This window comes from Paenibacillus ottowii (assembly GCF_006874425.1).
In the GTDB taxonomy this organism is placed as follows: Bacteria; Bacillota; Bacilli; order Paenibacillales; family Paenibacillaceae; genus Paenibacillus; species Paenibacillus ottowii.
The window spans coordinates 40200-52310 of the sequence record NZ_VIJZ01000011.1 but is presented as its reverse complement, the minus strand read 5'-3'; the positions used below and the strand labels follow the sequence as shown (position 1 = coordinate 52310).

The following is a 12111-nucleotide window of genomic DNA, read 5'->3' as shown; positions in this document are numbered from 1 at the left end:
ATAAATTTTCATAGCTGGAAACGATGCAGAAAATCTATTATGTACGAATATGCCGGAGGGAATGCCGCCACTGTAAAAAGCAATATGGATCATGTACTGAATAAAAACCTGGCTCTAGTGATTGGAGAATTCGGTATCAAACATACGAGTGGCGATGTGGATGAGGCTACCATTATGAGTTACGCTGAACAAAAAGGTGTAGGTTATCTAGCATGGTCTTGGAAAGGAAACAGTCCGGGTCTCGATTATCTGGATATGGCCACTGACTGGCAAGGATCAAGCTTTACGGAACAAGGTCGTATTATCATCGAGGGTCCCAATGGTATTAGGGCTACATCGAGATTAAGCACAGTTTTTGGCGGTTCAGTTCAACAAGCAGTCATCCAGTAACCGTGAGTATTAAACGTAGTCAACGATGTCCAGTATGAAAACAAGCTTCTTTTGCTGTAAACAGAGCCGCTAAAATAGGCGGCTTTGTTTGTTATGGAGACGACTAAAAGTATACTAAGTTGAGAAAGCAGCTACAATGTTCATTAGAGAAGGAGCATCCTAAGCACCTGGACTTAACAGAACATATTAGAATCAGAAGCGGTTAATTTTACTGAATAAAATGAATTAAGGAGTGGAAGAAATGGCGCGTGTTTTATTTATTAATGGTGGATCAGAGGGACATATCAATCCAACCATTGGAGTTGTGCAAGAGCTTATTTCGCGTGGAGAAGAGGTAGTGTACTTTTCTATTGAAGCTTTTAGGGAACGTATGGAGAGAACGGGGGCTTCAGTACGAACATTTGACGATCAAAAATTTATAAAAGCTTTTATCTCAGGTGGAAGAGATTATTTGCTGGAAAGAATCAACGGTCTTTTACTTACAGCAGATATCGTCATTCCGAGCGTTCTCGAACAGATCAAAGGAGAGCATTTTGATTACATCATCCATGATTCCATGTTTGGTTGTGGACGTTTGCTTGCTCAAATTCTTAAGCTTCCTGCAATCAACTCTTGTACTTCTTTTGCCCAGACAAAGGAATCATTTAATCATATTATGGAACAATTCTCCAATCATGTCCCTACAGATATAGTTAAACCTATAAACGAAAAATTTCAAAACCTGACGGCGATGGTGAAGAATAAATATGGCGTGGAGATCCATTCACCTTACGAAGTGTTTTGTAATCCTGCACCACTTACAATCGTATATACAACAAGGGAGTTTCAACCTTATGGAGAAGCATTCGACCAAACTTATAAATTTGTAGGTCCATCCATCTCTTCACGCTTAACACAAGAAAACTTCGATTTTACTGCAATCAAGGGGAACAACCCAATTTACATTTCGCTGGGTACAGTCTTTAACCAAGCAGTTGACTTCTATAAGCTTTGTTTTGAGGCATTTGGGAACACGGATCATACGATTGTTATGTCGATCGGAAAGAGAACTCAAATTTCCGATTTAGGAGAAGTTCCTGAAAACTTCATTGTAAAAAATGAGGTCCCACAAACGGATATTCTGCAATACACTAAATTATTTATTACCCATGGTGGAATGAATAGTACCCATGAAGGGCTCTATTACGGAGTTCCGCTGATCGTCATCCCGCAAAGCGCGGATCAGCCGGTTATTGCGGGGCGAGTCGCCGATGTGGGAGCAGGCATTAAGTTGCAAATGGAAAGCTTGACTGCACATCAATTACGTGAAGCCGCAGAGCATGTGTTAAGCCGCCCATCTTTCAAAAAAGCTGTTGCACATATTAGAGAATCCTTTCGAAAAACAGGTGGGTATCACCAAGCTGTTGATGAGATTTTCACATTTAAAAGCCAATATCATATCTAAATATATAAATGTAAGCTCGTCTATTGCAGCATATTAGGGAATTAGGTACAATTTACTCATACTAGCTAAGTGTAAGCTGGAAGGAGAGAGTAAAGGTTGAAGCAGGAGTATTGTACACCGACTCAGCACCCAAAATGGTTTGGACTTGCTATTCAAGCGCTTGTTATTTTGTCGCAGGAGGACAAAAGCATAGCTTGTCCAAGTATTGAACTCGCCAAATATCTTCAGTCGGAGCCTTCTCTGCTGCGCCGTATACTTTCCGTTCTCGCCAAGGAAGGATTTATCGGAACCCGGGAAGGACGTGACGGCGGGTACCACCTTAGAAAACCTGCAGAGTCTATACGACTGGTTGATGTGTACGATGTATTTCGTTCAGGCAGCAGGTTTTCCTTTGGTATTATCGAGACAGCTGGCACGCATCCACTCGGTAAATGTATGAAATCTACGCTTGAGGATATTACCCAAGAAATGGATGACAGCATACGCGGAGTATTAAGCAAGTACACGATTGCTGATCTCGCCGAACAACTGGAAGCAAAGCTTTAGATGAATCTGGAAAAAGAAGGTTGACAGCGGCTTGCTTAGATTTTATACTGTGCAATATAAACAACAGTTAAATGCAAGCCGCGCAAAGCGTTAATTTTTAGGTTATACTGTGTCATAATAAACACAGTTATATCTGTGCGCAAAAGCGGAAAAATTTTCGGGATTTTTCATGGCACTTCGTTTTAGCAGAATTCAAGCCTTGACTAATCGCTTAGCCTGAATTTAACTGTGCTGAATAAAAAACAGTATCTACTCAAAGGAGGATTCATAATGTTAACCTCAACTCAAGCTGTGCAGAACTCCGCCTTGTTTGCCGATGTCATCCGCGAGCGTCGCTCTGTGCGTCATTATGACAAATCGATTCGTTTGTCTCACGAGGAAATTAAGGAGCTGCTGAAAGAAGCGACGCTTGCGCCTTCTTCGAGTAATGTTCAACCGTGGCGCTTCTTGGTAATTGAGACGGAGGAATTGAAAGCAAAACTGCAGCCCATCGCCTACAATCAATCCCAGGTTACTGAGGCTGCTGCAGTGATCGTTGTGCTTGGTGATACGGAAGGATATAAGAAGCTTGATGAAGTTTTCGGCGAAGCAGTAAAGTACGGCTATATAGCGGAAGATACCGCTAAATCGTTCGTGGAAAGATCAATTCATACGTATGCTTCATTGCCGGAGGAAAGCCTTCACAAAATCATTCATATCGATGGTGGTATTGTATCCCAGCAGCTCATGCTGGTTGCACGTGCTCACGGCTACGATACTGTCGCAATGGGCGGCTATAATGCGGCCGAGCTTAAGCAAGCGTTCGGCATCGGAGACCGATACATTCCAATTATGCTGATTGCACTTGGCAAAGCGGCACAACCAGGTCATCAGACAACTCGGCTACCGATCGACGACATCACATTCTTTAACGAGATGCCTGTTAATTAAAATTTTAGTTCAAAAGTATATACAAAATGTAACGAATTTAATTCTATGAATGAACAGAGGCAAGAAATGACAACTTAAGGAAGTAGTATACATTCACAATTTCCAAAGGAGGATATCTGTTATGGCTCACCAGAAGAGAAGGAAAGAAGCTGCATGGAAGTCACGAAAGCAAGAACAGCATCCCCATGGTAAAATCAAATCGCTTAAGGAATTATCCAGCGAACAAGATTGAGGAGTATACTACTTGGAAGAGAAGGGCTGCCGGTGACATTTATCGGCAGTCCTTCTTTTGTTGAAATAATCTCTGCTTTATCGGGGAGACGACATAGCTATTTCATGGGGAGGCACCGATAACTTGCCGATCGGTGGAGACCAGCCTTCGCTTGCAAGAAGAGGCAAATTGATGATACCGTAGATTTGATGAAAGTAAAATTTGGATGGAGTTGAAAAATCGTGAAGAAACTAAGTAGAATTTTGCTTGTAGGCTTAAGCTTGGGATTGGGCCTGGCAATCGGTAATGTGCAACCTCCTGCCGTTTCAGCGGCCGGTACCGAATATTATGTGGCGACGAGTGGCAGCGATTCCAACGCGGGAACGAGCGACGCGCCGTGGAAAACGCTTCAGCATGCGGCCGACGCCGTCCCTCCGGGCAGCAAGGTCTACGTCCGCGGCGGAGTATACAAGGAGAAACTGAAAATTACCCGATCTGGCTCTGCATCGCAAGGCCCCATAGTGTTCGCAAGCTATGGCAACGAAACCGCCATTGTCGACGGGACTGGACTATCGGCCAGCGGGAACGAAGGATTAATCGAATTGGCTGACGTTGATTATGTCACCATCCAGGGGTTTGAAATCCGCAATTTTACTACTACTTCTAAAAATGCAGTGCCTACAGGAATTTACGTCCACGGTGCAGGGGGCTTCATCAATCTGTCTGATAACAAAATCCACGACATCAAAAACACAGCCACCCCAACTGCCAAAGACCGACTGGGCCGGGATGCCCACGGCATTGCTGTTTATGGCACTAAAGCTCCTGCATCGATTCACAACCTGACAATTAACGGTAACGAACTATACAATCTCGTACTCGGCTCCAGCGAAGCGGTCGTATTAAACGGTAATGTGGATGGTTTTACAGTGACCAGCAACCTCATTCACGATAACGACAACATTGGAATCGATCTGATCGGCTTTGAAGGAACCGCGCCGAATACGACTTACGATCAAGCGCGGAACGGGCTGGTGAAGAGCAACCGGGTTTATAATAACTCTGTTCGAAACAACCCATCCTATAAGAGCGGTGACAACTCGGCCGGCGGTATTTATGTGGATGGGGGCAAGGAAAGCATTATTGAACAGAATTACAGCTATAACAACGACATCGGCGTTGAAATTGCCTCCGAGCATGTTGGCAAAGCCACCAGCAACATTACGGTCCGCAGTAATGTGATATATAATAATCGGTTAACAGGCATTGCCATGGGTGGATACGATGATGAGCGTGGCTCAACAGTTAACTGCAAGATCGTGAACAATACAGTATACAAGAACGATACATTTGACGACGGAAGCGGCCAGCTTTTGGTTCAGTACAATACGCGAAACAACGTGATTAAGAACAATATTTTTGTAGCCAGCTCGACTGATGTGTTGATCTACAATGGAAACACCAAAAACACTGGCAATATTGTGGATTATAATCTATATTTTGCACCCAGCGGCAATTCGGAAGCCAATTGGACCTGGAAAAATAAAGAATATGTAGGCTTCTCCGCGTACAAATCAGGAACAGGTAACGACACCCATTCTCTATTTTCCGATCCTAAATTCATGAATGCCACGAAGGGCGACTTCCATTTGCAATCTTCCTCACCAGCGATCGATTCTGGATCAACGGATAACGCCATTATCGGAACTGAGGATATCGACGGCGAGCCCCGCGTGAAAGGGACGGCCGTCAATATCGGTGCAGATGAGTGAAGCAAAACTAGCTTATATCAAAAGCCCTCTAGATTTGAGGGCTTTGTCTTTTATAACCAGTTTGAGGGAACTACACTTTATCCAAATCTAAATAAGGAGTAACGAAAATGAACCTAGAACTAGGCGGGAAATTACAATGGGGAAAAGCTCAGCAAGGAGGCTGAATATTCGTTCTGTACTCTTTAGGTGTAATTCCCTATTTCTTTTGAACACTTTAATAAAATAACTAGAGGAATTCAAACCACATTCTAAGCAAATTTCTTGGATGCTTCGTGTTGTGCTGCATAACAGGCGTTTTGATGATTCAATACGATGCTTTAGTAAATATTCTATAGGTGAGGCAAAAACATCAAAAAGCTTATTTAAAATTTCTTTATGCCAAGGAATATCGGAATGCAAAACAAAATAAGGTAAATTAGAATTCGTAAGGAGCGGCCTCACATATTTTTGATAAATGCTGCTTGTATATGGTGCTATTATCTCCGCAGAAAAGACGATATTGGGACATTTACATATATCGTTTTCATTTATTTGTTCAAAAGAATGTAAAGTATTGCTACTAATAAAAATGCCGTCGCCTGAATTTAATTTAATAAAATGATTACCGATTTGAACTTTTAGTTCTCCACCTCGTGCTATAAAAAATTCTGGTTCAAAATGCCAGTGAAGCGGAAATCTCCTATTTTCCGATTTATATAGCTCATCAACATAGAATTGAATGGGAAAATCATTTTGGCCATGTTGAATAGATTCATAAAGCGTATTATCTAGATGTGTGATTTGTGTGAGCATGCTAAAACTCCTCAATTGATAATATAGTTATATGAATAGAGGATAATGTACATTGTTTCTAGATCCTTCGATGATATAATTTTATCTGTAAAATAGAAAAACACGAACTGAAAAAATAATCTATTACCAGGAGGGCCTATGGATATTGAAAAAATAAAGCAAATTATTAATTCGGGGGAAATGTATGATGATGCGGCTGAAGATATATCAGCACTTAGAGCACATGCGATTTCAATGAGTCGGAAATACAATCATAAAGTAAATACGAACGATGAATACGATATGTCTATCTTAAAAGATTTATTTGCTGAAGTCGGAGAGAATGTATATATTGAGTCCAACTTCCGGTGCGAGTTTGGTTTTAATATTTTTATCGGGAATAATGTATATATCAACCATGATATGATTATTCTCGATTGTAATGAAGTGAAAATTGGTAACGAGGTCTATATTGGACCTAGGGCAGGACTATATGCAGCAAATCATGCTGAAGATCCTTATGAACGTGCAGAAAAAGGGGTTTATTCCGCCCCTATAATCCTAGAAGATCATGTGTGGCTTGGTGGTGATGTTAAAATTACACAAGGAGTGTCCATCGGCAAAAATAGTATTATTGGAGCTGGGAGTGTAGTTACTAAAGATATCCCGCCCAATTTCATTGCTGCAGGTAATCCATGTAAAGTCATTCGACCCATTAGATTTTCTGACAATCCGTGGAGGAGACCCAAATGAATGACTCTTACATAGGACATTTCATGGGGGAGTTCAGTGAAATAAGAGGGCACAACACCGTGTTGTGCTCCCTTATTTAGTATTATAGAAACGATAATTTTTAAAGTGGGAGGAGGACAGTCCGTGAATAAAGAAGAACAGGTCAGAGTGGGTTTCAGAGACTTATTCAACAAGATGGTTTGGCTCAATAAGTTTAAGATGGAAGACCGCCTTAAGGGTTATAAGCCTTCTGAAGTACATTGCATCGAATATATTGAAAGAAATATAGATTCAAACGTGACAAAACTGGCGGAATCTCTTTATATGACTAGTGGCGCCATCAGCAAAATAACGAAGAAGCTCATAAAAAAGGGCCTTATCGAAAGCTACCAGAAGCCAGAAAACAAGAAAGAAATCTATTTTAGGCTTACTGAACAAGGGAAAGTAACCTATAAAATCCATGAGGAGCTGCACAAAGAGTTTGAAGAGCGGGATAAAGCCATATTTGAGCAGGTAACCGAGGAGCAATTTGACAGCATGCTTAGCTTCATAGAGAAGTATAGTAGACATTTGGATACAGAAATAAAGAAACAGGGTGTAGATGTGAATTCGGAATAAATTTAAATATTGAAAATTAAACCACAGCAGCCAGGCTCTATGAGTAGGGGCTGCATTTTTATTGCTATTATTTTGTTGCCAAGGAAGGAAAATAATGATACGATGTTTTTGTTTCCGAGGAAGCAAAATAAATCTTTTGAGGAGAGAACTCAAGTGTTCAAATTTGGATCAAACAATGAACAGAATAGGGAACAGACCATAGATAAGAAGGCTTTAGTATTCGGTCTGATGTCTGTGTTTCTTTGTGGAATAGGCTTCAGCATCATAACACCTGTTGTCCCATTTTTAGTCCAGCCTTATTTAAGTAATTCTGGAGATCAAGCCATTTTTGTTACACTGTTGACCTCTGTTTATGCAGTCTGTGTGTTTTTTGCGGCCCCCGGACTTGGGGCTTTAAGCGACAGATATGGCCGTCGTCCATTACTCTTGATATGCCTTTTGGGTTCTGCACTTGGATACTTCATTTTTGGTATGGGCGGAGCTCTATGGGTATTATTTGTTGGACGTATAATAGAAGGTATAGCAGGGGGGAGCATAAGCACTCTGTTTGCATATTTTGCAGACATCACTCCTAGAGAACATCGCACCAAATACTTTGGGTGGGTAAGTGCGGTTGCAGGTGTAGGCTCCGCCGTTGGTCCTGCTCTAGGAGGGTTGATTGCCAAGTTTGGTTATTCTGCACCTATGTATTTGGGCGCGATCATAACTTTATTAAATGTTGTTTATGGATTCTTTTTTATGTCTGAGAGTCATGACAAGAATAATAGACTAAAAATGATCACCTTGGTAAGACTAAATCCATTTACACAGCTTGTAAACGTACTTTCCATAAAAAACTTAATGAGATTACTTGTCTCAGCGTTCTTAATTTGGATACCCAACGGATCTTTACAGGCTATTTTTTCACAATTTACAATAGATACTTTCCATTGGGCACCTACACTAATCGGACTTATGTTTTCAATTTTGGGCCTCCAAGATATCATCTCACAAGGTTTTATAATGCCCAAGCTTTTGAAAAAACTAAGTGATGCACAGATAGCAATTCTCGGAATGATATCGGAGATTATAGGCTACGGGTTTATTGCGCTATCTGCTTTGTTCTCATTCTATCCTTTGATTATCGCCGGAATGTTTATATTTGGTTTTGGTGATTCGATCTTCGGGCCTTCATTCAATGGAATGCTCTCCAAATCTGTCGATTCTAGTGAACAAGGAAGGATTCAAGGAGGCAGCCAATCTATTCAGGCTTTAGCAAGAATAATCGGGCCTATCCTGGGAGGACAAATCTATGTATCCCTTGGTCATGCCGCGCCCGCCTTTATGGGGATGATCCTTATAGCAGCGGCAATACTAGTTCTGTATAGAGGTACGCATGTCAATAAGTAAATGCGGAGGTTTCGAGGCTAATGCAAAAAAAGATGACCCTGGTAAATTCAAGGATCATCTTTTTATATAAAACAATTGAATACGAATAAACGCTATGATATAATCGGAAGCGCCATTGACAAATCATATAAACGTTCAAATATTATTATCTCTATTTTTATAATACATCTAGAAGTTTGATTTGTCAATGCTTTTTTATCCCCAAAAAATAACAGAAAGGATGGTGGAAGGTGCGATCAAGCTGCGTACATCCTCAAGCGGTTTTAAGAAGAAGTATGCGGCGACTTACTTTGACGGTGACTAGGTATGATCATGATTGTTCGCTTTTTTCTCTATATTAATGATTAGGAGAGATGTTGAATGAATTCACTAGTTCTCGATTTTCAAGAAATGGATGACACCCAGCTTTTGCTTGTTGGTGGAAAAGGACTGCACTTAGGGCAATTAACTAAAATGGAAGGAATACAAGTACCGAAAGGGTTCTGTGTTACAACAGTGGGATATCAAAAAGCCATCGAACAAAACGAAAGGATTCATGCTTTGTTGGATCGTCTAACTACGCTTAAAGTAGAAGATCGAAAACAAGTTGATGAAATCAGCCAAAAGATTCGACAGGCCATTATGGAAGTAACCATTCCTTCCGATGTTGTAGAAGCAGTTGCTCACTATCTCTCCCAGTTTGGCGATGACTATGCTTATGCTGTGCGTTCTAGTGCGACGGCCGAGGATTTACCGCATGCTTCTTTTGCCGGTCAACAAGATACCTATTTAAATATAATCGGCAAAGAATCCGTCTTGGAGCATATCCGCAAATGTTGGGCTTCTTTATTTACGGAACGCGCGGTAATTTACCGAATGCAGAATGGATTTGATCACAGCCAAGTTTATTTATCTGTTATCGTTCAAAGGATGGTGTTCCCACAGGCTTCAGGGATTTTATTTACCGCTGATCCCATCAATGGCAACCGAAAAGTGCTCTCTATCGATGCTAGTTTCGGACTCGGAGAAGCGCTGGTCTCCGGCTTGGTATCTGCTGATTGTTATCAAGTAAAGGATGGGGTAATCATCAGCAAGAGGATCGAAACAAAAAAAATGGCTATTTATGGACGAGAAGAAGGCGGAATAGAGACCAAGCAGCTCAATCCTGATCAGCAAAAAACGCAAACCCTTACGGATCAACAAATTTTACAACTGGAGCGTATTGGAAGACAGATTGAAGAACATTTCGGATGTCCCCAAGACATCGAATGGTGTTTGGCTGATGATACATTTTATATTGTCCAGAGCCGACCTATCACCACTTTATATCCCATTCCTGAAGCAACTGACCAGGAGAACCACGTGTACGTATCTGTTGGGCATCAGCAAATGATGACGGATCCTATTAAACCACTGGGGATATCTGTTTGGAGGTTAACAGGTTCCGCTCCTATGTTTAAAGCTGGTGGTGGAAGGCTGTTTGTAGATATTACGAAGGGCCTGGCTTCACCGGATGGAAGGCAAAATTTATTGGATGTTTTAGGGCACTCCGATCCGCTCATAAAAGACGCGCTTATTACCATTATAGAGCGGGGAGATTTTATAAAATTGGACCCATATGACAAAAGCGAACAGGGGCCTGTTAAAAGCCATAAGGGTATGTCGTCTGCGGATATTCTGGCAGAAGCAGGAAATGATCCAGCAATTGTTTCTGAATTGATTAAGAGTAGTGAGACATCGTTATCCGCATTAAAACTTAACATTCAAACGAAATCAGGATTGGATGTATTGGATTGCATCTTGGAAGATATGCAGCAACGGAGGCAGCGTGCGTCAGATCTGAAAAATTTGAATGTGATTATGTCTGCCATCCATGCTTCAGCATGGATCAATGAAAAAATGAGTGAATGGCTAGGTGAAAAAAACGTAGCAGACACACTTTCTCTATCTGTACCTAACAACATCACTTCTGAAATGGGTATGGAGCTACTGGATGTTGCAGATGTGATTCGTCCCTATCCGAAAATAATTGAGTATTTAGAACAGGTGAAGATTGATAACTTTTTGGATGAACTGGTTCAGTTCGAAGGTGGGCAGCAGGTACGTGATGCTATTGCTGCTTATCTCGACAAATATGGAATGCGATGTGCCGGAGAGATCGATATTACAAGAACACGCTGGAATGAAAAACCAAGTATTCTGGTACCTATGATCCTCAGTAACATCAAAAACCTTGAGCCTGGCGCCAGTAAACGAAAATTTGAGCAAGGGCGACAGGAAGCTTTGAAAAAAGAACAGGACTTATTAGCTCAATTGAAACAATTACCGGATGGTGAACAAAAAGCCAAAGAGACAAAACAAATTATCGACCAGATCCGGAATTTCATCGGTTATCGTGAATATCCGAAATATGACATTGTCAGTCGCTACTTCATTTATAAGCAGGCTTTATTAAAAGAAGCGGAACGACTCGTACAAGCTAACGTTCTTCATGAAAAAGAAGATATTTACTATCTTGCTTTTGAAGAATTGCAGGAAATCATACGCACAAATAAACTGGATTACCAGATCATTGACAAACGAAAAGATGAATACAGATTATATGAAAAACTAACTCCACCACGTGTTATCACGTCTGATGGAGAAATCATTACGGGTCAGTACAAACGAGAAAATATCCCCAGTGAAGCTATTGTAGGCCTTGCTGTTTCTTCGAGCGTTGTAGAGGGGCGGGCCCGTGTGATCCTGAATATAGAAGGGGCTGAACTGGAAGATGGCGATATACTAGTCACCACTTTTACCGACCCAAGCTGGACTCCATTGTTTTTATCCATAAAAGGCTTGGTTACGGAGGTGGGCGGACTAATGACCCATGGAGCCGTGATTGCACGTGAATATGGCTTGCCAGCCGTTGTGGGAGTGGAAAATGCGACCAAATTGATAAAAGATGGGCAAAGAATTCGCGTGCATGGTACTGAAGGGTATATCGAAATTCTGTAACGGATAAATGAGGAAGTTTAATTAAATGCAACTACCTACCACTTAAACGGAAAGATGTACAATCTCGAAAAATAGAAGCTGTTTCTGGCGAATCTCCACATGGGTGTGCCGAATCAGTTGAAGGTGACCTGATCTTCTATGAGCTGGTCTATGATGGGGCTGAGGTGATTTCGTATACGGATAACAACTTGAGGGACGGATTTTACAGTTATTGTTATGTATAAGAGGACAAGTATATACAAGTTTAATAGCCGCGTTGCTGCGGCTTTTTTGTTTTAACGATATCTGTTCTTGTCCAAACCAAACGCCAAGAAGAGATATCGTTAGCC

At 41.3% G+C, this 12111-nt stretch carries 11 protein-coding genes; 10 read left to right on the top strand and 1 reads right to left on the bottom strand.

Annotated elements, in window-relative coordinates; all coding sequences use genetic code 11:
* The first annotated feature begins 39 nt into the window (after positions 1-39).
* The 6 genes from FKV70_RS21725 to FKV70_RS21705 all read left to right on the top strand — a co-directional run bounded on the left by FKV70_RS21725 (position 40) and on the right by FKV70_RS21705 (position 5293).
* On the top strand, positions 40-390 hold the full coding sequence (locus tag FKV70_RS21725; RefSeq protein WP_063210438.1) for a cellulase family glycosylhydrolase: 351 nt from the start codon (positions 40-42) through the stop codon (positions 388-390).
* A 241-nt stretch (positions 391-631) separates the two neighbouring features.
* A complete protein-coding gene (locus FKV70_RS21720) occupies positions 632-1834 on the top strand; it encodes a macrolide family glycosyltransferase (protein ID WP_142614385.1) in 1203 nt (400 codons plus the stop codon).
* A gap of 96 nt (positions 1835-1930) precedes the next feature.
* Positions 1931-2380 (top strand): RrF2 family transcriptional regulator, encoded by a 450-nt coding sequence (locus FKV70_RS21715; protein ID WP_063210434.1) that lies wholly within the window; start codon positions 1931-1933, stop codon positions 2378-2380.
* A 270-nt stretch (positions 2381-2650) separates the two neighbouring features.
* Entirely contained in the window at positions 2651-3310 is a 660-nt protein-coding gene (locus tag FKV70_RS21710; RefSeq protein WP_142614383.1) for a nitroreductase family protein, read from the top strand.
* 121 nt (positions 3311-3431) lie between these two features.
* Positions 3432-3542: a DUF6254 family protein gene (locus tag FKV70_RS26745; protein WP_014599788.1), complete on the top strand. Its 111-nt coding sequence runs from the start codon at positions 3432-3434 to the stop codon at positions 3540-3542.
* A 221-nt stretch (positions 3543-3763) separates the two neighbouring features.
* Entirely contained in the window at positions 3764-5293 is a 1530-nt protein-coding gene (locus FKV70_RS21705) for a right-handed parallel beta-helix repeat-containing protein (RefSeq protein ID WP_142614381.1), read from the top strand.
* Positions 5294-5380: 87 nt separating this feature from the next.
* Here the strand turns inward: FKV70_RS21705 and FKV70_RS21700 are convergent, their stop codons facing one another.
* Entirely contained in the window at positions 5381-6085 is a 705-nt protein-coding gene (locus FKV70_RS21700; RefSeq protein ID WP_142614379.1) for a helix-turn-helix domain-containing protein, read from the bottom strand.
* Between the two features lie 138 nt (positions 6086-6223).
* Here FKV70_RS21700 and FKV70_RS26970 point away from each other — a divergent pair, with 138 nt between their 5' ends.
* The 4 genes from FKV70_RS26970 (at position 6224) to ppsA (ending at position 11782) form a co-directional block, all read left to right on the top strand.
* Complete coding sequence (locus tag FKV70_RS26970) at positions 6224-6817, top strand: sugar O-acetyltransferase (protein ID WP_142614377.1); 594 nt, start codon at positions 6224-6226, stop codon at positions 6815-6817.
* Between the two features lie 123 nt (positions 6818-6940).
* Positions 6941-7414: a MarR family transcriptional regulator gene (locus FKV70_RS21690; protein ID WP_142614375.1), complete on the top strand. Its 474-nt coding sequence runs from the start codon at positions 6941-6943 to the stop codon at positions 7412-7414.
* Between the two features lie 153 nt (positions 7415-7567).
* On the top strand, positions 7568-8803 hold the full coding sequence (locus FKV70_RS21685; RefSeq protein WP_142614556.1) for an MFS transporter: 1236 nt from the start codon (positions 7568-7570) through the stop codon (positions 8801-8803).
* A 360-nt stretch (positions 8804-9163) separates the two neighbouring features.
* On the top strand, positions 9164-11782 hold the full coding sequence (gene ppsA / locus FKV70_RS21680) for a phosphoenolpyruvate synthase (RefSeq protein ID WP_142614373.1): 2619 nt from the start codon (positions 9164-9166) through the stop codon (positions 11780-11782).
* Positions 11783-12111: the final 329 nt, after the last annotated feature.

Bases quoted from the DNA above. Each gene is read 5' to 3' on its own strand.
- FKV70_RS21720 (WP_142614385.1), top strand. From the start codon at position 632: ATGGCGCGTGTTTTATTTATTAATGGTGGATCAGAGGGACATATCAAT.
- FKV70_RS21710 (WP_142614383.1), top strand. From the start codon at position 2,651: ATGTTAACCTCAACTCAAGCTGTGCAGAACTCCGCCTTGTTTGCCGAT.
- ppsA (WP_142614373.1), top strand. From the start codon at position 9,164: ATGAATTCACTAGTTCTCGATTTTCAAGAAATGGATGACACCCAGCTT.
- FKV70_RS21700 (WP_142614379.1), bottom strand. From the start codon at position 6,085: ATGCTCACACAAATCACACATCTAGATAATACGCTTTATGAATCTATT.
- FKV70_RS26745 (WP_014599788.1), top strand. From the start codon at position 3,432: ATGGCTCACCAGAAGAGAAGGAAAGAAGCTGCATGGAAGTCACGAAAG.
- FKV70_RS26970 (WP_142614377.1), top strand. From the start codon at position 6,224: ATGGATATTGAAAAAATAAAGCAAATTATTAATTCGGGGGAAATGTAT.
- FKV70_RS21725 (WP_063210438.1), top strand. From the start codon at position 40: ATGTACGAATATGCCGGAGGGAATGCCGCCACTGTAAAAAGCAATATG.